The following is a 24,276-nucleotide window of genomic DNA, read 5'->3' as shown; positions in this document are numbered from 1 at the left end:
TCGATGCAACCGCGAGTATGCACGATTGCAACGCTGTTGCCAGCGACGCCTTTGGTTTAAAATTTCGCGGAGCGGAACCACGGTTTCGCCGCGCGCAGCAAGGACTGTCAAGCGCCGCAGGTCGCAGCCATGCATGATGCCGGAGCCTTGCAGGAAAGCCGTCGTCCATGAATCCAGCCCAGAAGGCGCTCTGGTACATCGAAAGCCACTTGCGCACGTCGCTGACGCTCGATGATATCGCCGTTGTCGCCGGGGTCTCGCGCTTCCATCTGGTGCGGGCGTTCGCGGAAGCGACCGGGTTCTCGGTGATGCGCTATGTGCGGGCGCGCCGTCTCAGCGAGGCCGCGCGCGAGCTTGCGGCCGGTGCGCCCGACATTCTGACGCTGGCGCTGGATGCGGATTACGGCTCCCACGAGGCATTCACCCGCGCGTTTCGCGACCATTTCGGCGTCACGCCGGAGACGGTGCGCGCGACGCCGTGCCTGACGACGCTCAAGCTCCAGGAGCCGATCACCATGATCTCGACCGCTCTCGATCATCTCGATCCGCCGCGCATCGCGACCGGCAAGGCCTTTCTCGTCGCCGGCGTCGGCGAGCGCTATAACCACGCCAACGACAGCACGGCCGGCATTCCGAGCCAGTGGCATGGCTTCCACCAGCAATACGCGCATATTCCGCGCCAGATCGGCAATGGCGCCTACGGCGTCTGCTGCAACGGCGATGATGCCGGCAATTTCGACTACATCGCGGGCGTCGAGGTCGCCGATTTCTCCGACCTGCCGCGCGAGTTCGCGCGGGTCCGGATCCCGGCGCAGAAATACGTGGTGTTCACCCACGCCGACCACATCTCGACCATCCGCCGCACCGTCAACACGATCTGGAACAGGTGGCTGCCGCAGTCCGGCATGAAGGTCGCCGACGCGCCGAACTTCGAGCGCTACGACGCGAGATTCGACGCGTCGACCGGCGTCGGCGGGCTCGAGATCTGGGTGCCGGTCAAGGAGTAGCGGTTTGTGTGGTGGCTGCGCGGCAGGCGAGACGTGCGGGAGGTTCTTCAGATGAACGTCGACAGATACGAAAGACCGGTTGCCATGAGCGATCCGGGACGTCACGCGGCCCTGTTCAACGGCCTGCCGCAAGGCCCCGGCGCGCTTGCGGCGACTGTGCAGGGTCTATTGATCCATCAGCACATCGCCCCGGCCTATGGGGTGACGCTCGGCGGCGACCGGCAGGCGCAATCGCAGGTCCGCGCCGTCGAGACCATGCTGGGCGAAATCGTAGCGCGCGACGCCCGGCCGCTTGCGGCGGCACGTGCCGTCAACGAGCGGCAGGTCGGTGTATGCAGGCACTTCACGCTGCTTCACGTGGCGATGTTGCGCACGCAGGGCATTCCGGCGCGTGCGCGCTGCGGATTTGGCGCCTATTTCGAGGCGGGAAAATACCTCGACCATTGGGTGACGGAGTATTGGAACGAGGACAGCAAGAGCTGGGTCTTGTTCGATTCCCAGATCGATCATCGGCAGCGTGAGCTGTTCGGGATCGGATTCGATGCGGCGGATGTGCCGCGCGATCAGTTCCTGGTCGCCGGCGATGCCTGGTCGCTCTGCCGCGCCGAGAGCCGCGATCCCTGCGCATTCGGCATCCTCGACATGCACGGACTTTGGTTCATTGCAGGCAATCTCGTCCGCGACATCGGCGCGCTGAACAATCGCGAGATGCTGCCGTGGGACGTTTGGGGCGCCATGCGCATGCAGGACAGCGAACTCGACCTCGCATTCTTCGACCGGCTAGCAATCGTCAGTCGCGAGCCCGATGCTCACGTCGATGAACTGGCTGAGCTCGATCGCGATGAGCGGGTGCGCGTTCCCGGAGCGGTGTTCAACGCCGTGCTCGGCTGTGTGCAGGAGCTGTAGCCGGAGGGCGCGCGCCGGACTTCGAGATCTAGGTGCTACCGCAAATTCGATGTCGTCCCTGCGAAAGCAGGGATCCATAACCACAAATGCCGATGGTCGCCCGATGTCAGAACGACGAGTCCCGCCTGCAAGTCTCGCCGCGGCGTATGGGTCCCTGCTTTCGCAGGGACGACACCGTTTATGCGGCCGCGAGCTTGCTTTGCTAACTCAGTGCGATCTAGCCAGGCAGAACGCCACGACCTGTTCCAGCGCCGTCTTCATCGGCGAGGACGGGAATAGCGCCAGCGCGTCGACCGCCATCGCGCCATAGTGCTGGGCGCGGCTGATGGTGTCCTCGAGGGCGCGGTGCTTGGTCATCAGGCCAATCGCTTGGTCGAGATCGCTCGAGCCGATCTCGCCGCGCTCGAGCGCACGGATCCAGAACTGGCGCTCGGTGTCGTTGCCGCGGCGGAAGGCCAGCACCACCGGCAGCGTGATCTTGCCCTCGCGGAAATCGTCGCCGACATTCTTGCCGAGTTTTGCGGATTTGCCGCCATAGTCCAGCACGTCGTCGACGAGCTGGAAGGCGATGCCGAGATTCATGCCGACCGAGCGGCAGGCGGTCTGCTCGGCCTTGGGCCGGTTGGCGATCACGGGACCGACCTCGCAGGCGGCCGCGAACAGCTCCGCGGTCTTGCCGCGGATCACGGCGAGATATTCGTCCTCGGTGGTCGCGGTGTTCTTGGCGGCGGCGAGCTGCATCACCTCGCCCTCGGCGATGGTGGCGGCAGCCGCGGACAGGATGTCGAGCGCGCGCAGCGAGCCGACCTCGACCATCATCCGGAACGCCTGGCCGAGCAGGAAGTCGCCGACCAGCACGCTGGCCTCGTTGCCCCACAGCATCCGCGCGGACAATTTGCCGCGGCGCAGCTCGCTCTCGTCGACCACGTCGTCATGCAGCAGGGTCGCGGTGTGCATGAACTCGACCGCGGCGGCGAGCTTGATGTGGCCGTCGCCTGTGTAGTCGGAGAGCTGGGCCATCGCCAGCGTCAGCATCGGGCGCAGCCGCTTGCCCCCCGAGGAGATCAAATGATTGGCGACCTCGGGGATCATGGTGACCTCGGAGCCGGTCCGCGACAGGATCGTCGCGTTGACGCGCTCCATGTCGGCGGCGACAAGTCCCACCAGCCCGTCGATCGAAGCATTGGACGGGCTTTCGAAGGGTACAATAACCGCCACGCTGGTCTCCAATTTTGCCGAATTCGCACTATGCTCAGCTATAACAATAGAAACTGCGCAGTGCAGCGGCAAGGCCTCGAAGCTGTTGACATATGACGCATTCGCTGCACTGCCGGGGCAACAGGAGAGCGTATTTTGCGGGAATTGGTACGGACCAATGACATGGTGCTGGTCTCCGCCGTCGGCGCGCTGCTCGACAGCGCTAACATCCACCATCTGGTGCTGGACCAGAACATGAGCATCATCGAGGGTTCGCTCGGCGTGCTGCCGCGGCGGATCCTGGTGCACGAGGACGACAACCACGAGGCCCGCCAGCTCCTGACCGATGCCGGCCTCGGCCACGAATTGCGGGCCGATGATTAGAGCGTTTTCAAGCGAAGTGGACCCCGGTTCGCGTGAAGAAAACGCGTCAAGGAAGGAGGCCGCCGAGATCACCGAAGACGGATTCCTCGGTGGGCAATTGCGGCTGCGGCAGCCCCGCGGCGGCCACCGTGCCGGCCATGACGCAATCCTGCTGGCCGCGGCGACGCCGGCCCGGTCAGGTGACCGCGTCGTCGATCTCGGCGCTGGCGTCGGCGCCGCCGGGCTTGCGGTGGCGCGGCGGGTGAAGGGGATCGACCTGGTCCTGGTCGAGATCGACCCGGCAATGGCCGAGCTCGCCCGGAATAATGCCGGCGCCAACGCGATCGTGGCCGACGTGATCGTGCTCGATGTCGAGGCCGGCGCCGCAGCCTTCGATCAGGCCGGGCTCGCACCCGACAGCGCCGATGTCGTGCTGATGAACCCGCCGTTCAACGATCCCTCGCGGCACCGCGCCTCGCCGGACGGCGTGCGCCAGCGTGCTCATGTCGCGACCGCGACAACACTTGCCGCCTGGGTTCACGCGGCGCGGCGGATTCTCAAGTCGAACGGGCAGCTGACGATGATCTGGCGGGCCGACGGGATTGCCGACGTATTGGCCGCGCTGGACCGCGGCTTCGGCAGCCTCGAACTGCTGCCGGTTCATGGTGACGGGACCTTGCCGGCGATCCGAATCCTGGTGCGGGCCACCAAGGGTGGCCGGGCGCCGACGCGGCTCCATGCCGCGCTGTTGCTCAATGAAGAGTCAGGTGTGCCCAATAAATGGGTGCAGAAGATCCTGGCTGGAAAGGGAGAATTGCCGCTGGCGCGGCGCTGACGGGCAGGCGAGCTGCCCGCGTCACTGGCACAAAATCACTGCGAAGCCGTTTCCGACTGGCGTTCCGGCCTTGATGTGAAGCGGATCGCCGTCAGGAGCGTTCCGATCAACACAATCAGCAGATAGATCTTCATGAGTCCCTCTCCGCCGCGAATTGCAACCCCAATGACAAAATGCAAAACGCGTTCCACGGAATCCAATGACAGTGGCGTGATAAAAAGTGGTTAATTCGAGGTAACGGCATGAGTGAACAAATAAGTGATCGCCAAGGCCATTCTGGAGGACGTTCGGGACTGCTCGAACGCGTGCAGGGAATGTTGCCGGCACGTTTCCGGCGCGGCACAGCGGTCGTGCCGGTGGTGCGGTTGTCGGGCGTGATCGGCGCGGTGACGCCGCTGCGGCCCGGCATGACGCTCGCCGGCGTTGCCAAGATGCTGGAGCGCGCCTTTGGCACTCGGAATGCCAAGGCGGTGGCGCTGGTGATCAATTCACCGGGCGGCTCGCCGGTGCAGTCGCGCCAGATCTATCTGCGTATCCGGCAGCTGGCGGCCGAGAAGAAGCTGCCGGTCTTGGTGTTCGTCGAGGACGTCGCGGCGTCCGGCGGCTACATGATCGCCTGCGCGGGCGATGAGATCTATTGCGACCCGTCCTCGATCCTGGGCTCGATCGGTGTGGTCGGCGGCAGCTTCGGCTTGGAGGGACTGATCAAGAAGATCGGGGTCGAGCGGCGGCTCTACACGGCGGGCGCGCACAAGGCGATGCTCGATCCGTTCCTCCCCGAAAACCCCGACGACGTCGCCCGGCTGAAGTCGATCCAGCGCGAGATCCACGCGATCTTCATTGCGCTGGTGAAGCAGAGTCGCGGCAGCCGCCTGAAGGGGCCCGAGGACGAGCTGTTCACCGGCGAGTACTGGGCGGGCGAGACCGCTGTCGGCCTCGGGCTTGCCGACGGCATCGGCGATCTGCGCGCCACCTTGCGGGCCCGCTATGGCGAGAAGGTGCTGACCCCGGTGATCGCGCCCGCCAGCGGCATGCTGTCCGGCCTGCTCGGCCGGCGGGCGCCCGGGGCCGGCTCGATGGCGGCGCTGGACGGGATCGCTGGCCTGCCGGACGATCTGATCTCGGCGGTGGAAACACGGGCGATTTGGGCCAGATTCGGGCTCTGAACACGCGGATTTGAGCGCGCCATTTAGCCCCAAAACCGCGATTGCGGCGCAGGCCGGCTTGCGCGAGAATGGGTTATTGGGGGCCTGACAGACGTGAACGACAAGGATCGACCGATGCCGCCGCTGATTGCATTCGCAGGCGTCCTGGGTGGCCTGGCCGTGGTCCGCTGGGCTTACAAGACGGCCGTCCGGATCAACCAGGAACTGGAAGAAGCGCGATTGTCCCGCGTGGCCGAGGCCTCGCGTGCGGGCGAAATCAAGACCCTGCGCCGCGACCCCGTGACCGGGGCGTATCGCCCGGGCTAGCAGCTTCAAACTCCGCAAATCGGCGGTGCCGGATTTTCCGGCATCGCCTTGATTCCATTGGCCGCCGCCGATACGGTCCCGCGCGTTTTCACACCCCTCGCGAGATCGATTCCAACGATGGACGCCCTGCCTGACCACATGCGCCCGGAACGTTCGTTCCAGGGCTTCATCCTGGCCCTCCAGCGGTTCTGGGCCGAGCAGGGTTGCGTCATCCTGCAGCCCTACGACATGGAAATGGGCGCCGGTACCTTCCATCCCGCGACCACCTTGCGTGCGCTGGGCCCAAAGCCGTGGAACGCGGCCTATGTGCAGCCCTCGCGGCGGCCCAAGGACGGCCGCTACGGCGAAAATCCCAACCGGTTGCAGCACTACTACCAGTTCCAGGTGATCATGAAGCCGTCGCCGCCGAACCTTCAGGAGTTGTACCTGAAGTCGCTGGCCGCGATCGGCATCGATGCGGCGGTCCACGACATCCGCTTCGTCGAGGACGATTGGGAGAGCCCGACGCTGGGCGCCTGGGGACTCGGCTGGGAATGCTGGTGCGACGGCATGGAAGTCTCGCAGTTCACCTACTTCCAGCAGGTCGCCGGCGTCGAATGCGCGCCGGTCGCGGGCGAGCTCACTTACGGGCTCGAGCGGCTTGCGATGTATGTGCAGGGCGTCGACCGCGTCTACGACCTCAACTTCAACGGCCGCGAGGGCGCCGAGAAGGTGACCTATGGCGACGTCTTCCTGCAGGCCGAGCAGGAATATTCACGGCACAATTTCGAGTACGCCGACACCGCGATGCTGTTCGAGCAGTTCAGGATGGCGGAAGAGGCGTGCCGCAAATACCTCGCCGCCGGCTGGCGCGAGGGTGGCAATGCGAAGGAACATCTGATGGCCTTGCCGGCCTACGACCAGTGCATCAAGGCGAGCCACGTCTTCAATCTGCTCGACGCCCGCGGCGTCATCTCGGTGACCGAGCGGCAGAGCTATATCGGTCGCGTGCGCGACCTGGCGAAGGCCTGCGGCGAGGCATGGATCCACACTGAAACGGGCAGGGCGGTCTGATGCCCGATCTTCTCCTCGAACTGTTCTCCGAAGAAATTCCCGCGCGCATGCAGGCCAAGGCGGCGGACGATCTGCGCCGCATGGTGACCGACAAACTGGTCGCCGAAGGCCTCGTCTATGAGGGCGCCAAGGCGTTCGCGACCCCGCGTCGCCTCGCGCTCACCGTGCACGGCATCCCCGCGCGCCAGCCCGATTTGAAGACCGAACGTCGCGGTCCGAAGATCGGCGCCCCTGACGCGGCGGTGCAGGGCTTTCTGAAGGCGACCGGTCTCAAGTCGCTGGATGAAGCAAAGATTCAGAAGGATGCGAAGGGCGACTTCTACATCGCGCTGATCGAAAAGCCGGGCCGCGCTGCGATCGACGTCATCGCTGAAATCCTCCCCGTCATCATCCGCACTTTCCCCTGGCCGAAATCGATGCGCTGGGGCGCGCGTTCGGCCAAATCGGGCTCGCTCGCCTGGGTGCGCCCGCTGCACGCCATCACCGCGACCTTCGGTCTGGAGACCGAGGAGCCTGATGTCGTGAAATTCTCGGTCGACGGCATCGAGGCCGGGCAGACCACCTATGGCCATCGCTTCATGGCGCCCGGCGCGATCCCGGTGCGCCGTTTCGAGGACTACGAGGCCAAGCTGCTCGACGCCAAGGTCGTGCTCGATTCCGAGCGCCGCAAGGATACGATCCTGACCGATGCCAGGCAGCTGGCCTTCGCGCAGGGCCTCGAACTGGTCGAGGACCAGGTGCTGCTCGACGAGGTCTCCGGCCTGGTTGAATGGCCCGTGGTGATGATGGGATCGTTCGAGGAGCAGTTCCTGTCGATTCCGGACGAAGTGATCCGCGCCACCATCCGCAACAACCAGAAGTGCTTCGTGGTCAAGGATCCCAAGACGGGGAAACTGACCAACAAGTTCGTGCTGACCGCCAACATCGAGGCGCCCGACAGCGGCAAGACCATCGTCGCCGGCAATGAGCGCGTGATCCGGCCGCGGCTGAGCGACGCGAAGTTCTTCTACGAGACCGATCTCAAGACCAGGCTGGAGGACCGGCTGCCGAAGTTCGAGCAGATCGTGTTCCACGAGAAGCTCGGCACGCAAGCCGCACGCATCAGGCGGATCGAGCAGCTCGCTGCCGAGATCGCGCCGCTGGTCGGCGCCGACGTCGAGAAGACCAAGCGCGCCGCGCGGCTCGCGAAGGCGGACTTGCTGACCGAAGTGGTCGGCGAATTCCCCGAGTTGCAGGGCCTGATGGGCAAGTATTACGCGCTAGCGCAGGGCGAGGATGCCTCGGTTGCAGCCGCGAGCGAGGAGCACTGGAAGCCGCAGGGGCCGACCGATCGTGTGCCGACCGATCCGGTCAGCGTCGCGGTGGCGCTGGCGGACAAGCTGGATACGCTCGCCGGGTTCTGGGCGATCGACGAGAAGCCGACCGGATCGAAGGACCCGTATGCGCTGCGCCGTGCGGCGCTGGGTGCGATCAGGCTGATCGTCGAAAACGCTCTGCGTCTGCCGATCCTGACGACGGCCAAATCGGCATTGCGTGGACTGTCGGTCAAGGCCGATGCCGACGCGTTGCCGAACGATCTGCTCGCCTTCTTCGCCGACCGCCTCAAGGTCCAGCTCCGCGATCAGGGCGCGCGTCACGATCTCGTCGATGCGGTGTTCTCGCTCGGCGGTCAGGACGATCTCCTGCTCGTGGTTCGCCGAGTCGAGGCGCTCGGCAAGTTCCTCGACAGCGACGACGGCAAGAACCTGCTCGCGGGCACCAAGCGTGCCAGCAACATCCTCAGCATCGAGGAGAAGAAGGACAAGCGGACCTTCGATGGTGCGCCCGACGCCGCGCTCTACAAGCTCGACGAAGAGAAGGCGCTGGCTGCGGCGATCGACCAGGTGAAGGCCGAGGCCTCCGCTGCGGTTGCCAAGGAAGACTTCGCCGCCGCGATGAGCGCGATGGCCAAGCTCCGTCCGGCGGTCGATGCGTTCTTCGACAAGGTCAAGGTCAACGACGACGATCCGAAGGTGCGCGAAAACCGCCTGAAGCTGCTCAACGAGATCCGCGCCGCGACGCGTGCGGTGGCGGATTTCTCCAGGATCGAAGGCTGACCGATGGACCGCGCAACGCTCGCCGCCTACGACAAGGAGGCGGCGGCGTTTGCGCAGGACTGGCACGACCAGCCGGCGCCACTCGATCTGCAGGAGATCGTCGGGCAATTCTTCATCAAGGGCGGCGCGACCGCCGATATCGGCTGCGGCAGCGGCCGCGAGGTGGCATGGCTCAACGCCAATGGCTTTCCGGCGGAAGGCTTCGATGCCTCCGAGGGCCTGCTTGCGGAAGCGCGCGCCCGCTATCCGGCGCTGCGCTTTACGCACGCCGAATTGCCCGCGCTATCCGGAATAGCCGCCGACGGCTTCGACAATGTGCTGTGCGAGACCGTGATCATGCATCTCGATCACGCACTGATCGCGCCGTCCGTCCGGCGCATGTTCGACGTCGTGAAGCCCGGCGGTATTTTCTACCTGAGCTGGCGCGTGACCAAAGGTGACGATACGCGCGATGCGCACGGCCGGCTCTATGCCGCCTTCGATGCGGCGCTGGTGCGGACCGAATTGGCGGCGGCTGAATTGCTGCTCGACGCGGAAGTCGTCAGCGCGTCCTCCGGCAAGGTCATTCACCGTCTGGTCGCCAGCAAGAGGAGGTGACGATGACGCGGCTTGCGACATGCGCCTGCGGACAGCTTCGCGTGACCTGTCATGGCGAACCGGCCACGGTGGCGCTCTGCCATTGCCTGGACTGTCAGAAGCGAACCGGCAGCACCTACGGCATCGCCGCCTTCTTCGGTCGTGCCGACGTCGAGCCGCAGGGCGAGGCACGGCAATACACCAGGCCTGGCGACAGCGGCTCCTCCGTCCTGTTCCATTTCTGTCCGAATTGCGGATCGTCGGTGTATTGGGAGCCGGCGCGGATGCCCCATCTCATCGCGATCGCGGTCGGAGCGTTCGCGGACCCGGATTTTCCGGCGCCTTCCGTCGCGGTCTACAAGCAGCGCCGCCACGGCTGGGTGGCGGATATCTGACGGACCATCGGTCGAGAAATATTCAGACACAATTTGCAATTTGTTAACCACGCCCTGCGAAGGTCGCGCCGGATCAACGATTTCTTAAGAAATCCCCCCTCGCGCCAATGCAGGGACCTCCCCGATGACCTCGATCGGCACCTCGCCCAATCCCTACGCCCAATATGGTTCGGCCTATGCTCGGGCCGCAGCGACGCCCTCGCTGGCCGCGACCTTGTCGGGCGACGGCACCGCCGGCGACCTGCCGGCGTCCTCGACCCCGGGCGCTGCAACCAACCTCACGCTGTCGGACGCCGCCCGCGCGCAACTCGCCAAGGCACCGCTGCCGGATTTCGCGACCGTGACCAATGACGCGCGCGTCACTCTCGACCGGCTCTACACGGTCGCCGGCGTGAAGAAGCCGATCGTCGACGGCAAGACCACGATCGATCTCTCGACCCTGGACCGCCGCTCGCTGTTTGCGATCTCGACCAACAATGGCGGCAAGTTCACGCCGGACGAGCAGGCGGTTGCCGCCACCGAACTGAAGCAGCGCTTCGACAAGGCCCTGGCGCCGTCGCTTGCGACCACGCGGCTGACCGGCGACTACAGCGTCAGCTACAAGGCGGCGCTTGACTGGCTCGATGGCGCCAGCGACGAGGAGAAAGCGACCGCGACCTGGGCCAACCAGCGCGCCGCGGTGTTGAAGGGTGTTCAGGCGACCCAGCAGGACCCGAACACAGCGCCAAGCGGGATCACGGGCGATCCGATCGCCGCCGCGCTGGCCGGGACCACGTCGCCTACGACGGGCAACACGCGCGACTTCTCCAGCGTGGCGAGCGACGTGCGCGCCTTCCTCGATCGGCAGAAGAGCGACGCCGCGAAGAACGGCAAGGAATTGGTCTATGATTCCGGGCGCAAGACCGGACAGCTCGCCGACCTCTCGTCGCTCGACAATCGCTCGCTGTCGGCGATCTCATTGAACCAGGACAAGAAGTTCTCCGGCGAGGAGATCTTCGCGGCCAAGCAGGAGCTCAACACGCGGACGCGCCTTGCCGTGCTCGATGCGTTGAAGCAGAGCCAGTCCGCCGGCGATCCACGCCAGTTCTCACTCGGCATCCTCAAGCAGTATTCCTCGATGAGCGCGGAGGAACGCCAGGCCGCCAACTGGACGCAGGATTTCCAGGACACCGCGATCAAGAGTTACAAGTCGACCTCGACGCTGCTCTCGATCCTTAAATCGTAGATCGCTGGAGCTTGATGAACCGAAAAGGTGTCGGGCTCCCTCCCCCGCAAGCGGGAGAGGTGCAGCAAGTTTGACGCGGGACTGATTCAACTCACGATGATCTCGAACAAGACAGAAAAGCCCCGCCCGGTGGGGAGGCCGGGCGGGGCTTTCTGGTCCGGTCGATCTGCGCGCAGATCCGCTTGCGCGGCGCCCGGACTGTTCGTTCAGGCTATCGCTGACGTTACGCTATTCGACCACCTGAACGATCCGTCGCGAACGCGGCTCGACCAGGACGGTCTCGCCATTCACGACGGTGTAACGATAGGGCGTCGCGCCGAACCGTTGCGGCACGTCGTAATAGGTCACGCCGGCGTCGGGCAGCACGGTGCCGACCACGACGCGATCGGGAACGGTGTAGTTCGGCACGCGCTCGCGCACGATGTATTCGCGGAATGCCGGGCGCTGCTCGACTGCAATGCCTTCGTCATCCTCGACTGCAACCGGCGGGCCACCGCGGACAACGCCAACGGTCTGGGCCTGTGCGGCAACAGCCGGCACCGTGATCGCAGCAGCAACGGCTGCAACGGCAAGTATTCTGTTTCGCATGGCTCGCTCCATTCTTTTTCGATGCGCGCCAGCTTTCGCCGATGCGCACGGCGAGCCAATGCATCTGACGTGGTGATGTTCCGGAAAAACCGCCGCCACAAACGCGGCAATTTGGAGCAATTTTCGTGAGTTGCGGGAACTCTCAGGCGGTGCAGGCGTCTTGATGTGGGAACCCCCTCAGCGGATAAACTGCCGCTCGATTCGCTCCTCCAAAAACCGCCGGAGAAAACTTCAATGACCATCACCGCTGGGCATCTGCCTGCCATCGTGGCCCTGGCTGCAGGCGTCCTGATCCTGATCATGCCGCGGCTCCTCAACTACATCGTCGCGATCTACCTGATCTTCGTCGGTCTCGTGGGAATGGGCCTGCTGCGCTGGCTGCACCTGTAGCGGGAAAGCGGGGTTTCGCGGCTTGCGCGGAACCCCCCAAAGTGGTGTAAGGCGCGCATCTTCGACCCCTCCTTCCGGATTGTTGTCTGACATGGCCAAAGCCGTCGCGAAGTCCAAGAAACCTGCTGTGAAAACTGTCGTGAAAACTGCAGCGAAATCAAAGCCCTCCGCCGCAGCCCGCAAGGCCGCTCCGGCGCGCAAGGCATTGAAGAAGAGCGCCCCGAAGGCGGCGCCGAAAACCGCGGCCAAGCCGGTTGCCAAAACAGCCGCAAAGCCCGCCGGCAAGGCGCCGAAGGCCGTGGCGAAGAAGGTGGCTCCGCCGGCGATCAAGGCCGGCAAGTGGGTCTATACGTTTGGCGACGGCAAGGCCGAGGGCCAGGCGACCCTGCGCGATCTGCTCGGCGGCAAGGGCGCCAACCTCGCGGAGATGGCCAATCTCGGCCTCCCGGTGCCTCCCGGCTTCACCATTCCGACCTCGGTCTGCACCTACTTCTACGATCACGACAAGACGTATCCGAAGGAATTGAAAGCACAGGTTGAGAAGGCGCTCGACTATGTCGGCAAGCTGACCGGCAAGACCTTCGGCGACGCCAAGAACCCGCTGCTGGTCTCGGTGCGTTCGGGCGCGCGCGCCTCGATGCCGGGCATGATGGACACCGTGCTCAATCTCGGTCTCAACGACCGCACGGTCGAAGCGCTTGCCGAGCTCTCCGGCGACCGCCGCTTCGCCTATGACAGCTATCGCCGCTTCATCACGATGTATTCGGACGTGGTGCTCGGCTTCGAGCATCATCACTTCGAGGACATCCTCGACACCTTCAAGGACGGCCAGGGCTATTCGCTCGACACCGACCTCACCGGCGACGACTGGGTCGAGCTGGTCGGCAAGTACAAGGAGGCGGTCGCCAAGGAGACCGGCCACGACTTCCCGCAGGATCCGCACGACCAGCTGTGGGGCGCGATCGGCGCGGTGTTCTCATCCTGGATGAACGCGCGCGCGGTGACCTACCGCAAGCTGCACGACATCCCGGAATCCTGGGGCACCGCCGTCAACGTGCAGGCGATGGTGTTCGGCAACATGGGCGAGACCTCGGCGACCGGCGTTGCGTTCACCCGCAACCCCTCGACCGGCGAGAGCAAGCTGTACGGCGAGTTCCTGATCAACGCGCAGGGCGAGGACGTCGTCGCCGGCATCCGCACGCCGCAGGACATCACCGAGGAAGCGCGCCAGGAGAGCGGCTCCGACAAGCTGTCGATGGAAGCCGCGATGCCGGCCGCGTTCAAGGAACTGACGCGGATCTACACGCTGCTCGAGAAGCACTACCGCGACATGCAGGACATGGAGTTCACGGTCGAGCAGGGCAAGCTGTGGATGCTGCAGACCCGCGGCGGCAAGCGCACCGCGAAGGCGGCGCTGCGCATCGCGGTCGAGCTCGCCAATGAAGGCCTGATCTCGCGCAAGGACGCGGTGACGCGGATCGATCCGGCGTCGCTGGACCAGCTGCTGCACCCGACCATCGATCCCGCCGCCAAACGCGACGTGATCGCGACCGGCCTGCCGGCATCGCCTGGTGCTGCCTCGGGCGAGATCGTGTTCTCGTCGGATGAGGCCGCCAAGCTGCAGGCCGACGGCCGCAAGGTGATCCTGGTTCGCATCGAGACCAGCCCGGAAGACATCCACGGCATGCACGCCGCCGAAGGCATTCTCACCACCCGCGGCGGCATGACCTCGCACGCGGCGGTGGTCGCGCGCGGCATGGGCAAACCCTGCGTCTCCGGCTGCGGCACCATCCGCGTCGATTACGGCCGCGGCACCATGAGCGTCGGTTCGCGCACCTTCAAGACCGGCGACGTCATCACCATCGACGGCTCGGTCGGACAGGTGCTGGCCGGTCGCATGCCGATGATCGAGCCGGAGCTGTCCGGCGAGTTCGGCACGCTGATGGGCTGGGCCGACGAGGTCCGCAAGCTCGGCGTCCGCGTCAACGGCGATACGCCCGATGATGCGCGCACCGCGGTGAAGTTCGGCGCCGAGGGCATCGGCCTCTGCCGCACCGAGCACATGTTCTTCGAGGAGACCCGCATCCGCACCGTGCGCGAGATGATTCTCTCCGAGGACGAGCAGTCGCGCCGCGCCGCGCTGTCGAAGCTGCTGCCGATGCAGCGCGCCGACTTCGTCGAGCTGTTCGAGATCATGAAGGGCCTGCCCGTCACGATCCGCTTGCTCGATCCGCCGCTGCACGAGTTCCTGCCGCACACCCAGGCCGAGATCGAGGAAGTGGCGCGTGCCATGAACACCGATCCGCGCAAGCTGGCCGACCGCGCCCGCGAACTGTCCGAGTTCAACCCGATGCTCGGATTCCGCGGCTGCCGTCTCGCGATCGCCTATCCGGAGATCGCCGAGATGCAGGCGCGCGCGATCTTCGAGGCCGCCGTCGAAGCCGGCAAGCGCACCGGCAAGCCGGTCGGCCTCGAGGTGATGGTGCCGCTGATCGCGACCAAGGCCGAGTTCGACCTGGTCAAGGCGCGGATCGATGCCACCGCCAATGCGGTGATGAAGGAAACCGGCGTCAAGCTGACCTACCAGGTCGGCACCATGATCGAGCTGCCGCGCGCCTGCCTGATGGCCGGCGAGGTGGCGGAGACCGCGGAGTTCTTCTCGTTCGGCACCAACGATCTGACGCAGACCACCTACGGCATCAGCCGCGACGACGCCGCGAGCTTCCTCGGCACCTATGTCGCCAAGGGCATTCTAGAGATCGACCCGTTCATCTCGGTCGATCGCGACGGCGTCGGCGAGCTGGTCAAGATCGGCGTCACGCGCGGCCGCAAGACCCGGCCGAGCCTCAAGGTCGGGATCTGCGGCGAGCACGGCGGCGATCCCGCCTCGGTCGCGTTCTGCCACGAGGTCGGGCTCGACTACGTCTCGTGCTCGCCCTATCGCGTGCCGATCGCGCGCCTCGCCGCCGCGCAGGCCGCGCTCGGCAAGGAGATCGCCAGCCAGGCGTGAGCGATCGAGCAGTTCAGAGGTTGCAATGGCCGGGACCGAGTCCCGGCCATTTTTTTGTTTGCCGAGCGCGATCGGCAGTCATCGTCATTGCATCAGGAAGTGCGTCCACTCTCCGTTGTCATCGCTCGGCTCGTCCGGGCGATCCAGTACCCCGCGGCCTCTCGGCTCAAGCACTGCTGCCTCTGGAATACTGGATCACCCGCTTTCGCGGGTGATGACAGCGAGTGCCATATGCAGACCAGTGGATTGCTTCCGCCTTCGCCAAGGCTTCGGCGGACAAGTCGTCGCTGCCGCTCCTCGCAATGACGGGCTAGGGACGGGTAACGACTCGTTCACCATTCCCATTGACCAGATGTTTACGACTTTCATGCGCAGCGCATTTACCAACGCGCGCGATGCGGCGCGCGACATGTGCGCGATCGCTTGAGTGTAGCGCGCGGGCAACGCTGATTAACTCCGCGGCAACCTAAACAGATTAGCAACGGGAAAGGTCGAATTGCGCGGATGTACCGCGTTCGATTGCACTCAGTAAGCGTTGCGTGAGCGTACGATGTTTGTGTCGCGTAACCAGCCGAAGGGCGCACGTCTCGCGCTCTTCGGTCTCGGTCTCAGCATCTTCGCCTTGATGCCGACCGAGCTCGGATATCAGGATATTGCTTCGCTCCTGGCCCGGCAGCCCGGCGTCGCCGAGCGCTGGCAGAAGCGCGTGTTCGCATCCGCGGTCGGCTCGATCCAGGTCGCGACCTATAGCTTCGGTCGTCCGATCGGAACCTCCGCGCCGCAGGATCCGCAAATCCTGCTCGCAAGGCTGGACAGCTCGAGCGGCGACATCACCGGCGCCGTGACACGCAATCCGATCACCACGCCGCCGCCGCGCTATGCGGCATCCGATTTTCCCAAGGTCGATCGCACCCTGAAGGGCGATCGGCTTGTCGTCAGGCGGCCTGACCAGGCCGATCCCGCACAGCCCGCCAACACGGCGCCGGCGAGCGAGGATCCTGCGACGTCGAATTCGTCGGTCAGGGGCATGAAGACGGCGACCGCGCCGGCGGATAACACCCCGCTCGATCCCGAATTGCAGGAGGCGCTGCGCGCGCCGCCGCTGCCGCAATATGCAAAACCGTCGCCGCAGCAATACGACGTGTCGATGTCGCTCGAGGCCAATCCGCTCGACGACCTCAAGCCCGCGCCCGCGAAGCCTGCTGCCGCGCCGCCCGTCGATGCAACGCACGAGCGTGACCCGTTCGCATTCAAGACCGCCAGCCTGTTCTTCGGCTCGTCGCTCGGCACGCCCGAGAATCTCGAGAGCTGGCAGCCCGGCGAGGCGCCGGTCGTGGTGGCGCCCGCGGCGCAGCCCGATCCCGACATGAAGGTGATGGCCTCGCTGCCGGTCGATGCCGACGGCCCGGTCAAGGCCGGCGAGATGGGCGAGAGCATCGCGCCGAAGGGCGAGGTCAATGCCGACGACCAGCACAGCAAGACGCCGGCGGAGCGGCTCGGCCTGTTCGACGATAAGTCGCGCGCCAAGTCGGAGAAGTGCCTCGCCGAGGCGGTCTATTTCGAGGCGCGCGGCGAGGCGGTGCGCGGCCAGATCGCGGTCGCCCAGGTGGTGCTGAACCGCGCCTTCTCCGGCAAATATCCGGAGACGGTATGCGGCGTGGTCTACCAGAACAAGAACCGGCACTACGCCTGCCAGTTCACCTTCGCCTGCGACAACATCCCCGATGTCGTCCGCGAGCCCGACATGTGGGACCGCGCGAAAAAGATCGCGAAGGCGATGCTCGACGGCAAATTGTGGCTGCCGGAAGTCGATCGTTCGACCCACTACCACGCCTATTGGGTGCGGCCGTCCTGGGTCAGCGAAATGAAGAAGATGTACAAGTTCGGCGTCCACACCTTCTATCGTCCGCGCGCCTGGGGCGACGGCAGCGATGCGCCGAGCTGGGGCAGTGCGGCTGAGACCGCCAAGATCTCGGCGCAGCTCGCCGAGGCCGCCCAGAGCTCGGCCGAGCAGGCCAGCGCCAAGCGGTAGCGCGGTCGGTCTCCCGTTCCGGGTGCGATGTGCCTCGGAATGACGCTCGTCATCCTCTCGGATTCTGCAGAGCTGCCTTGCAGGCGAATATTTTTCTCCGCCGCCTCTTGGGGTTTTCATGCATGTGCATTAACTCCCCGTAACGTTCGGCGGGGCCGGTTCCCCGCGCGGCAGATGCGGGGGAAGACGACATGGCCGTCACGACAGGGGATCTTCGACCGACATCGGGCAGCTGGCGCACGCCGCTCGTCATCATCGTCTGCGGCTGCGCGATCGCATTGCTGAGCTTCGGCCCGCGCTCCAGTCTCGGCTTCTTCGTGCAGCCGATGGGCCGCGAATTCGCCTGGGGCCGCGACGTGTTCGGCCTTGCCATCGCATTGCAGAACCTGCTGTGGGGGCTCGGCCAGCCGATCGCAGGGGCCATTGCCGACCGCTTCGGGCTGCTGCGCGTCATGATCGTCGGCGCCCTGCTGTACGCCGCCGGCCTGCTCCTGATGCGTTACTCGACCACCTCATTGTCGCTCGACATCAGCGCCGGCGTGCTGATCGGTTTCGGCCTGTCGGGCTCGTCGTTCAATCTGGTGCTGGCAGCGTTCAGCAAGCTGTTGCCGCCGGAAAAGCGCGGCCTCGCGCTCGGCGCCGGCACCGCCGCCGGCTCGTTCGGCCAGTTCCTGTTTGCGCCGTTCGGCGTCGCCCTGATCGACAATTTCGGCTGGCAGACCGCGCTCGTCGTGTTCAGCGCGCTGATGCTGTTGATTCTGCCGCTCTCGCTCGCGCTGGCGACGCCGCCCGCGGAGACGAATGATGCGGCGCCCGCCGATCAGCAATCGTTCAAGACGGCGCTGGCGGAGGCCTTCGGCCATCGCTCCTACGTCCTGCTGGTGCTCGGCTTCTTCACCTGCGGCTTCCAGCTCGCCTTCATCACCATCCATCTGCCGGCCTACCTTGCCGATCGCGGCATTCCGGCGACGACAGGCGGCTGGGTGGTCGCGGCGATCGGCCTGTTCAACATTGTCGGCTCGCTCAGCGTCGGCTGGCTGCAGAACTTCTTTCCGAAGCGCTATCTGCTCTCGGTGATCTACTTCTCGCGCGCGCTGGCGACGGTTGCCTTCATCTCGTTCCCGGTCACGCCATTCTCGGCGATTGCATTCGGCGCGGTCTCAGGGCTGCTGTGGCTGTCGAGCGTGCCGCCGACCTCGGCGCTGGTCGCGCTGATGTTCGGCACGCGCTGGTTCTCCACCCTCTACGGCTTCGCCTTCGTCAGCCATCAGGTCGGCGGCTTCCTCGGGGTCTGGCTCGGCGGCGTCGTGTTCGAGCAATACGGTTCCTACACCCCGATCTGGTGGCTGTCGGTGCTGTTCGGCGTGCTGTCGGCGCTGATCAACCTGCCGATCGTCGAGGCGCCTGTCGCCCGCCCGGTTGCGCAGCCCGCCTGATGGGTTAAACACTCCCCCGAGACCAGAATTACGGGGAGTGCTCATCGTGGCAACGTTCAAGGCAATCAGGATCGACAAGGCGGACAAGGGTACCACCGCCGCACTGACCCAATTCGACGACGCGGAATTGATGGACGGCGACGTCACCGTCCGCGTCGAATGGTCGACGCTGAACTACAAGGACGGCCTCGCGCTGACCGGCAAGGCGCCGGTGGTGCGCCGCTTTCCGATGATCGCCGGCATCGATTTCGCCGGCACGGTCGAGCAATCCAGCCATCCCGACTGGAAGGCGGGCGACAAGGTCGTCTGCAACGGCTGGGGCATGGGCGAGACCCATCTCGGCGCCTATGCCGAGAAGGCCCGCGTCAAGGGCGACTGGCTGGTCCGGCTGCCTGACGGCATCTCGGCGCGCGATGCGATGGCGGTCGGCACGGCCGGCTATACCGCGATGCTGTCGGTGCTGGCGCTGGAGAAGCACGGCCTGACCCCGAAGAGCGGTCCGATCGTGGTGACGGGTGCGGCCGGCGGCGTCGGCTCGGTCGCGATCGCCGTGCTGTCCAAGCTCGGCTACCACGTCATCGCCTCGACGGGGCGGATGTCGGAGGCCGACTATCTCAAGGGGCTCGGCGCCGCCGAGGTGATCGACCGCGTCGAACTGTCAGGTGCCCCGAAGCCGCTCGCGAAGGAGCGCTGGGCAGGCGGCGTCGACAGCGTCGGATCGACCACGCTCGCCAACCTGCTTTCGATGACTAAATACGGCGGCGCCATCGCGGCGTGCGGCCTGGCGGCCGGAATGGACCTGCCGTCGTCGGTCGCGCCCTTCATTTTGCGGGGTGTGTGCCTTCTCGGCATCGATTCCGTGATGTGCCCGATCGAGCTCCGGAGGACCGCCTGGCAGCGCTTGGCCCGCGATCTGGACAAGGCGAAACTTGCTGATATCACTCATGAAATCGCCTTGGACGAGGTCATGGGTTACGGTGCGAAAATCCTCGGCGGCCAGGTCCGCGGACGGATCGTGGTAAAAATAGTCTGAGGACGTTCAGACTTTACCAACGAAGCTGCTCCAATGTTGCCACTGTTGGTATGGTAAGCAGCGGGTAAAGAGGCTTGCAGCATGATCCCGGGGGGCCGGGTATCCTCGCGCAGACGCCGAGAAGCGTCGGTAGCGGGGGTCATGCTCAACAAGGAGCGGGTGCCCGCGCTCGTAAGTGGAGTAGCTCATGCTTGCGCGTTTGGTGTTGGGGGCCGTCACGGCCGGAGCGATGGTCGTGCCGGCATTCGCAGGCAGCATGAATGCCGATGAGGCCCGCAGATTCGTCGCCGGCAAGGTGTTCGCGTTCACCTGTTTCGATGGCACCCGCGGCGCCGGCCGTATCCTCGACGATCTCGGCGCGACAGGCTCGATCCAGTTCTCCGGCTCCGGCCCGATCCGCCACGTGCGGCTGCCCGGCAATACGCTGCAAATCCGCGGCCAGAGCGTTTGCGCCTCCCTGAAGGGCATTCCGTTCGAACCGTGCTTCAATCTCGACAAGCAGGACGACCGCTCGTTCCGCGGCTCGGTCTCCGGCATGGGCTTCGCCTATTGCGATTTCCATCACCAGGGCGGCCAGCAGATGCTGATGGCGCGTGCGGCGGCGCGTCCGCGCACGCTGCACCCGCGCACCCGATCCGCCGATGCCACGCCAACCGAAGTGTCGCGCGTTGAGACGCCGCAAGTCGGAAGCGCCAAGCTCGAGCCGGTCAAGGCCGAACCCGCCAAGGCCGAGAGCGCGCCGGAATTGCGCCGCTCCACCGACTAGAGCCTATCCCTTCCGAGGCTCTAGATTCTTGTTTTGACGCATTTTCTTCACGCCAACCGCTATCCGCTTCGCTCGAAAACGCGCCGACCTCTGATCTGCGCGCTAGCGGGAATACGCTCCGAGCCGTAGTCATACGGATGGCGGTCGCCACGCCTTGATAGCTACTCAATACCTAGCGTTCATCGCCGCGAGGCGGAATGGTGGGGACACCGATTTGAGTAGTCATATGGCGCAGTATTTTTTCAGGATCAGTGACGGCGATTTCGCCGGTGGGTCCGATCACGCGACCGAGTTCGAGAGTCGTGACGTGGCCTGGGCCGAGATGACCAAGGTCTGCGGCAATTTCCTCGGCAGCATTTCGCGCAACATGAAGCAGAACAGCGAGTGGCACATGGAGCTGCTCGACGAGGGCAGAAAGCCGGTCTTCCGGATTCGCCTGGTCGCTGAATCCGTGGACTGAGGCTCTCGCCGTTCAACACAACAAGCTTCAAGCCTCGGTCTGCGCGACCGGCGGAGCGGCCCGCCTGCGGAACAGGATCCGCTGATACAGCCAGCCGATCGCGACCAGCACGATGCCGAGGCACATGAAGGACAGCGCCCGGTAGACCCCTGACAGTGTCGACATGTCGACCAGGAACGCCTTCAGGATCGTCAGCCCGATCACCGCGGCGGAGGCGAGCCGCGCGCGCTCCGAGTTGACCACGATGCCGACACCGAGCAGCGCGACGCCGAACATCAGCCAGGCGATCGAATAGGTGTACTGCTCCGCGCCCGTGGTCTCGCCGCGCGACAATACCGGCCCGTGATACAGCCTGCGGATCTCGAACGTGACATAGGCGAGCGCGAGCACCAGCGCACCGGCCGCGATCGTGTTGGCGCATGCAGCGGGACGATGCCCCGCCACTGCATAGGACAGCAGCAGCGCCAGCACGGCCGGCAGGGCATAGCCGAGCAGCAGCAGGTTGATAAAGCTGCCGCCGACGTCCTGCCACCACAGCATCGGGTTCTCCAGCCCCAGCAGCCCGAACAGGCTGGCAAGCCCGGCGAAGACCGTGAGCAGCACCGCGGCGGCATTGTGCACGATGCTGCCGCTGCGCAGCCGCAGCCGCTCCAGTCCGATCGACATCGCGAGCGTCACGCCGACCTGCAAGGCGACCTCAGTCAGTCCGGCGCTGGCGTAATAGACGTCGCCGCCATTGACCGCGTGGCGGATCTCCATGAAGGCGAGCAGCACCGTGAACAGGATCGCAGCAGATTCAACGATGCGCAGCGGGACGTCGTCGCCGGTGCGGCGCAGGAAATGACTGCCGGCCCAGAATGACAGCGCCGGAACGCCATAGCCCCACAGCAGCCAGTTGAAGATCGGCGTGGTGCCGACGGCGTCGCCAGCGATGCGCGGCTCATAGCCGATGCGCAGCACCACGATGCCGGCGAGGATCGCGGCAAGCCAGCGCAGGAAAGGGATCGGCCGCTGCACCGACAGCCACGCCGTGCCCATCGACACCAGGGCCAGCGCAATGGTGAGCCAGCCCTTGTCGAGCGCAAACGTCAGTGCCAGCGCCAGCGAGGCGAGGGCGCCGGTGGCCGACAATGCGATCGAGGGCGACAGCTCCGGCCGCTCGCCGCGCCGGGTCAGCGCTTCGGTCGCAGCGGCGTAGGCTGCGGCCAGCAGCACGGCCAGAACAGCGAACGGGATCGAGCGATCGAGATGCGCAATCCGCGCATAGAGCGCGACCAGCAGCGCGACCGGCGTGAACACCGCCGCCGCGGCCCAGGTCACCGTGATCTTCGTGGTGGCAAAACGGAATTGCGCGAGGAAGCCCGCGATGCCGAAGGCGGCTGCGAACAGCGCAGCCGTGACGAGATGCAGCGAGACCGAGCCGTCGGTCGCGGACGGGCCGATGCCCGGGATCGCACCGCCCGGCAGCACCAGCATGTCGACGTTGCGGCGCACGGCCCATTCACCGAACACGATGAAGACGAAGGCCGAGGCGGCAGCGATCGCACCGGCAGCCGCAGGCGCGCGCCAGGCGACGAAAAGGCTGCCCGCCGTCAGCAACCCGAAGCCGATCATCGCGGTGTCGGCGTGGGCGCTGTTGAGCACGATCAGCATCGCGCCGAGCAGATAGGCGGCGAGCGAGCCGGACGAGATCGGCTCGATCTCCTCGCCATCGCCGTCGGGGCCGAACATGAAGCCGCAGACCACGAGCAGCGCCGCCAGCACGAAGCCCGCGATGACGTGGAAGACGTGCGGCGCGATCATCTCGGGGCCGCATTGCAGGCAGGGGAAGGTCCACAGCAGTGCGAAGGCGATCGTCGTGACCGCGAGCCAGCGCCACAGCCGGATCCGCGCAAGGCCGAACGCCGCCGCCGTGACGATCGCGACATAGACATAGAGCGACCAGAAGTCGGGCTTGTCGGATGAGACCAGGAGCGGCGTGACGAAGGCGCCGACGATACCGAGCCCGGCCAGCGCCGGCCCGTGCAACAGCGCGGCCGCCAGCGTGCCGAGTGCGACCATGCCGAGCAGGATGAACGCGGTTGCCGGCGCAAGGAAGTCGTACAGCGCATAGGCGGCGTAGACGGTGGCAAAGGCCACGGCGGTACCGGCCGCGGTGAGGATCGCCGGAATGTTGGCGATCGGCAGCGCTGCGATGTTGGAGATGCTCTCCTTGCGCCGCGTCCACTCGCCGGCACCGAGCAGCGCCAGCGCAAACAATCCGCCGAGCATCGTGCGCACGCCGGGGCCGAGCAGCCCGGCCTCGATCGAATAGCGCACCATGAAGAAGCCGCCGAGCGCGAGCGTCAGGCCGCCGATCCACACCACCCAGCGGGTGCCGAGCGTCTCCTCGAAACCCGGCGCCGGCTGCGGCGGCGCGGGCGGCTCGGGCAGCGGCGGCGGCGCGGCGCCCGCCGCGTCCGCGGCTGGCTCTGCCTGCGCCTCGGGCGCGCGCGCGATCGCCTCGGGGAGGGGCGGCGGCGCGATCGGAGGTGCCGCCGGAAGGGTCTGTTCGAACGCCTCGAGCGGCGCCAGCGGCGGCGGCACAGCGGTTCGCGCGGCAGTGACGCCCGCTGCCTCGATCGCATCCAGCCGGCGCTGCAGCACCGAGATCTGGCCCAGCGCCTTGCGCGAGAAAATGATCGCAACGATGGCGATGACGAGGGTCAGGAAATCAAACGGCGAATCGAACATTGGGCCTCCGGCGGGACGCGCCGGACCATCGGCCAGCCGGCCGCCCGTCGCAACCTAGTAGTGCAGTTGAGCGGACGGGAAGTTCAAGCGGTCCGGACGCGCAGGTCGCGCTATTCCAGGTCGATGTGGAAGGGCCGGCCTTCGACGCTCATGCTGCCCGGGCCCATCGCATCGAGCGCGCGCAGCATCCGGCCCTCGCGCCCCAGGGCCTTGTCGGCGAGGCTGACGATCAGGCGGTTGGGCGCCGCGATCGGCGAAGCCTCGCGGATCAGCCGGGCGATGGACATTTCGTCGCGGTGCGGATTGAGCGCGCAGACCGTAGCAAATGCGCTCGCGGTCGAGCGGCTGATGCCGGCATAGCAATGCACCACCATCGGAGCGCGCCGATCCCAGCCGCGCACGAAGTTCAGCACCCGCTCGATATGCGTCTCGTTGGGTGCAACGAACCCGTCCATCTGCTCGACGATGTCGTCCATCGACACTTTCAGATGATTGGCCGGAAGTACGGAGGGCGGCCGCTGCACCTGATCGACATTGGCCATCACGGTCAGCACATGGCTGGCGCCGGTGGCACGAACCGTGTCGGAGAGCGCAGCGAGCGAGCAGACGTGAAGCATGATGATCCTTGGGGCGTCAGGTGTGCCCGATTATAACGGCTGCTCCCCGGTGGGCAAAGGCGCCATGTCCATCTGCATTTTGCGGC

At 65.7% G+C, this 24,276-nt stretch carries 22 protein-coding genes; 18 read left to right on the top strand and 4 right to left on the bottom strand.

The features are described 5' to 3' along the window. Positions 1-167: 167 nt before the first annotated feature. Together CK489_RS38055 and CK489_RS38050 are read left to right on the top strand one after the other, a co-directional pair. On the top strand, positions 168-1,007 hold the full coding sequence (locus CK489_RS38055) for an AraC family transcriptional regulator (protein ID WP_050629981.1): 840 nt from the start codon (positions 168-170) through the stop codon (positions 1,005-1,007). A 51-nt stretch (positions 1,008-1,058) separates the two neighbouring features. Next, a complete protein-coding gene (locus CK489_RS38050; protein ID WP_095735931.1) occupies positions 1,059-1,913 on the top strand; it encodes a transglutaminase-like domain-containing protein in 855 nt (284 codons plus the stop codon). Positions 1,914-2,120: 207 nt separating this feature from the next. Here the strand turns inward: CK489_RS38050 and CK489_RS38045 are convergent, their stop codons facing one another. After that, positions 2,121-3,131 carry a polyprenyl synthetase family protein gene (locus CK489_RS38045; protein ID WP_095736064.1) on the bottom strand — a complete coding sequence of 337 codons (1,011 nt, stop codon included), beginning with the start codon at positions 3,129-3,131 and terminating at the stop codon, positions 2,121-2,123. Between the two features lie 135 nt (positions 3,132-3,266). Here CK489_RS38045 and CK489_RS38040 point away from each other — a divergent pair, with 135 nt between their 5' ends. From CK489_RS38040 to CK489_RS38000, 9 genes are all read left to right on the top strand, one after another. Then, a complete protein-coding gene (locus tag CK489_RS38040; RefSeq protein WP_095735930.1) occupies positions 3,267-3,494 on the top strand; it encodes a putative signal transducing protein in 228 nt (75 codons plus the stop codon). Then, positions 3,487-4,308, top strand: coding sequence for a tRNA1(Val) (adenine(37)-N6)-methyltransferase (locus CK489_RS38035; protein WP_245350708.1), 822 nt, complete (start codon positions 3,487-3,489; stop codon positions 4,306-4,308). The genes CK489_RS38040 and CK489_RS38035 overlap by 8 nt, the downstream gene beginning before the upstream one ends. Before the next feature lie 242 nt (positions 4,309-4,550). Beyond that, on the top strand, positions 4,551-5,474 hold the full coding sequence (locus CK489_RS38030) for a S49 family peptidase (protein ID WP_095735928.1): 924 nt from the start codon (positions 4,551-4,553) through the stop codon (positions 5,472-5,474). 114 nt (positions 5,475-5,588) lie between these two features. After that, on the top strand, positions 5,589-5,780 hold the full coding sequence (locus CK489_RS38025) for a hypothetical protein (RefSeq protein WP_095736063.1): 192 nt from the start codon (positions 5,589-5,591) through the stop codon (positions 5,778-5,780). Positions 5,781-5,897: 117 nt separating this feature from the next. Further along, positions 5,898-6,833, top strand: a complete 936-nt coding sequence (locus CK489_RS38020) for a glycine--tRNA ligase subunit alpha (RefSeq protein ID WP_095735927.1) — start codon at positions 5,898-5,900, stop codon at positions 6,831-6,833. After that, the gene (glyS, locus tag CK489_RS38015; RefSeq protein WP_095735926.1) at positions 6,833-8,929 is read left to right on the top strand and encodes a glycine--tRNA ligase subunit beta; all 2,097 of its coding nucleotides are present in this window, start codon (positions 6,833-6,835) and stop codon (positions 8,927-8,929) included. Before CK489_RS38020 ends, glyS begins: the two co-directional genes overlap by 1 nt. Positions 8,930-8,932: 3 nt before the next feature. Beyond that, entirely contained in the window at positions 8,933-9,526 is a 594-nt protein-coding gene (locus CK489_RS38010) for a class I SAM-dependent methyltransferase (RefSeq protein ID WP_095735925.1), read from the top strand. Positions 9,527-9,528: 2 nt separating this feature from the next. Next, entirely contained in the window at positions 9,529-9,900 is a 372-nt protein-coding gene (locus CK489_RS38005) for a GFA family protein (RefSeq protein WP_095735924.1), read from the top strand. Between the two features lie 124 nt (positions 9,901-10,024). After that, entirely contained in the window at positions 10,025-11,125 is a 1,101-nt protein-coding gene (locus tag CK489_RS38000) for a hypothetical protein (RefSeq protein ID WP_095735923.1), read from the top strand. A gap of 228 nt (positions 11,126-11,353) precedes the next feature. On the opposite strand, the gene CK489_RS37995 is transcribed toward CK489_RS38000, so the two are convergent. Continuing rightward, positions 11,354-11,713 (bottom strand): DUF1236 domain-containing protein, encoded by a 360-nt coding sequence (locus tag CK489_RS37995; protein ID WP_095735922.1) that lies wholly within the window; start codon positions 11,711-11,713, stop codon positions 11,354-11,356. A 234-nt stretch (positions 11,714-11,947) separates the two neighbouring features. On the opposite strand from CK489_RS37995, the gene CK489_RS37990 reads away from it, so the two are divergent. The 7 genes from CK489_RS37990 (at position 11,948) to CK489_RS37955 (ending at position 20,840) form a co-directional block, all read left to right on the top strand. After that, complete coding sequence (locus CK489_RS37990) at positions 11,948-12,103, top strand: DUF3096 domain-containing protein (RefSeq protein WP_021080009.1); 156 nt, start codon at positions 11,948-11,950, stop codon at positions 12,101-12,103. A 91-nt stretch (positions 12,104-12,194) separates the two neighbouring features. Further along, complete coding sequence (gene ppdK / locus CK489_RS37985; RefSeq protein ID WP_095735921.1) at positions 12,195-15,113, top strand: pyruvate, phosphate dikinase; 2,919 nt, start codon at positions 12,195-12,197, stop codon at positions 15,111-15,113. 550 nt (positions 15,114-15,663) lie between these two features. After that, entirely contained in the window at positions 15,664-17,145 is a 1,482-nt protein-coding gene (locus tag CK489_RS37975; RefSeq protein WP_095735919.1) for a cell wall hydrolase, read from the top strand. A 191-nt stretch (positions 17,146-17,336) separates the two neighbouring features. Then, positions 17,337-18,581, top strand: coding sequence for an MFS transporter (locus tag CK489_RS37970; RefSeq protein WP_050629971.1), 1,245 nt, complete (start codon positions 17,337-17,339; stop codon positions 18,579-18,581). A 46-nt stretch (positions 18,582-18,627) separates the two neighbouring features. Continuing rightward, positions 18,628-19,614: an acrylyl-CoA reductase (NADPH) gene (acuI, locus tag CK489_RS37965; RefSeq protein WP_095736062.1), complete on the top strand. Its 987-nt coding sequence runs from the start codon at positions 18,628-18,630 to the stop codon at positions 19,612-19,614. Between the two features lie 187 nt (positions 19,615-19,801). Then, entirely contained in the window at positions 19,802-20,380 is a 579-nt protein-coding gene (locus tag CK489_RS37960) for a hypothetical protein (protein WP_050629969.1), read from the top strand. Between the two features lie 226 nt (positions 20,381-20,606). Continuing rightward, complete coding sequence (locus tag CK489_RS37955; protein WP_050629968.1) at positions 20,607-20,840, top strand: DUF6894 family protein; 234 nt, start codon at positions 20,607-20,609, stop codon at positions 20,838-20,840. 27 nt (positions 20,841-20,867) lie between these two features. Here CK489_RS37955 and CK489_RS37950 read toward each other — a convergent pair whose 3' ends face one another. Beyond that, the gene (locus CK489_RS37950; protein WP_095735918.1) at positions 20,868-23,573 is read right to left on the bottom strand and encodes a DUF2339 domain-containing protein; all 2,706 of its coding nucleotides are present in this window, start codon (positions 23,571-23,573) and stop codon (positions 20,868-20,870) included. A gap of 110 nt (positions 23,574-23,683) precedes the next feature. Further along, positions 23,684-24,190: a tyrosine phosphatase family protein gene (locus CK489_RS37945; RefSeq protein WP_050629966.1), complete on the bottom strand. Its 507-nt coding sequence runs from the start codon at positions 24,188-24,190 to the stop codon at positions 23,684-23,686. Between the last annotated feature and the right edge of the window lie 86 nt (positions 24,191-24,276).

The sequence above is a fragment of the Bradyrhizobium sp. UFLA03-84 genome, from assembly GCF_002289535.1.
GTDB lineage: Bacteria > Pseudomonadota > Alphaproteobacteria > Rhizobiales > Xanthobacteraceae > Bradyrhizobium > Bradyrhizobium viridifuturi.
The sequence above is the reverse complement of the archived record's forward strand: the minus strand, read 5'-3'. Positions and strand labels throughout refer to the sequence as shown.

Excerpts from the sequence above, each read along its gene's own strand:
- CK489_RS38055 (WP_050629981.1), top strand. The coding sequence starts at position 168 with ATGAATCCAGCCCAGAAGGCGCTCTGGTACATCGAAAGCCACTTGCGC.
- CK489_RS38050 (WP_095735931.1), top strand. The coding sequence starts at position 1,059 with ATGAACGTCGACAGATACGAAAGACCGGTTGCCATGAGCGATCCGGGA.
- CK489_RS38035 (WP_245350708.1), top strand. The coding sequence starts at position 3,487 with ATGATTAGAGCGTTTTCAAGCGAAGTGGACCCCGGTTCGCGTGAAGAA.
- CK489_RS38030 (WP_095735928.1), top strand. The coding sequence starts at position 4,551 with ATGAGTGAACAAATAAGTGATCGCCAAGGCCATTCTGGAGGACGTTCG.
- CK489_RS38025 (WP_095736063.1), top strand. The coding sequence starts at position 5,589 with ATGCCGCCGCTGATTGCATTCGCAGGCGTCCTGGGTGGCCTGGCCGTG.
- CK489_RS38020 (WP_095735927.1), top strand. The coding sequence starts at position 5,898 with ATGGACGCCCTGCCTGACCACATGCGCCCGGAACGTTCGTTCCAGGGC.
- glyS (WP_095735926.1), top strand. The coding sequence starts at position 6,833 with ATGCCCGATCTTCTCCTCGAACTGTTCTCCGAAGAAATTCCCGCGCGC.
- CK489_RS38010 (WP_095735925.1), top strand. The coding sequence starts at position 8,933 with ATGGACCGCGCAACGCTCGCCGCCTACGACAAGGAGGCGGCGGCGTTT.
- CK489_RS38005 (WP_095735924.1), top strand. The coding sequence starts at position 9,529 with ATGACGCGGCTTGCGACATGCGCCTGCGGACAGCTTCGCGTGACCTGT.
- CK489_RS38000 (WP_095735923.1), top strand. The coding sequence starts at position 10,025 with ATGACCTCGATCGGCACCTCGCCCAATCCCTACGCCCAATATGGTTCG.
- CK489_RS37995 (WP_095735922.1), bottom strand. The coding sequence starts at position 11,713 with ATGCGAAACAGAATACTTGCCGTTGCAGCCGTTGCTGCTGCGATCACG.
- CK489_RS37990 (WP_021080009.1), top strand. The coding sequence starts at position 11,948 with ATGACCATCACCGCTGGGCATCTGCCTGCCATCGTGGCCCTGGCTGCA.
- ppdK (WP_095735921.1), top strand. The coding sequence starts at position 12,195 with ATGGCCAAAGCCGTCGCGAAGTCCAAGAAACCTGCTGTGAAAACTGTC.
- CK489_RS37975 (WP_095735919.1), top strand. The coding sequence starts at position 15,664 with ATGTTTGTGTCGCGTAACCAGCCGAAGGGCGCACGTCTCGCGCTCTTC.
- CK489_RS37970 (WP_050629971.1), top strand. The coding sequence starts at position 17,337 with ATGGCCGTCACGACAGGGGATCTTCGACCGACATCGGGCAGCTGGCGC.
- CK489_RS37960 (WP_050629969.1), top strand. The coding sequence starts at position 19,802 with ATGCTTGCGCGTTTGGTGTTGGGGGCCGTCACGGCCGGAGCGATGGTC.
- CK489_RS37955 (WP_050629968.1), top strand. The coding sequence starts at position 20,607 with ATGGCGCAGTATTTTTTCAGGATCAGTGACGGCGATTTCGCCGGTGGG.
- CK489_RS37950 (WP_095735918.1), bottom strand. The coding sequence starts at position 23,573 with ATGTTCGATTCGCCGTTTGATTTCCTGACCCTCGTCATCGCCATCGTT.
- CK489_RS37945 (WP_050629966.1), bottom strand. The coding sequence starts at position 24,190 with ATGCTTCACGTCTGCTCGCTCGCTGCGCTCTCCGACACGGTTCGTGCC.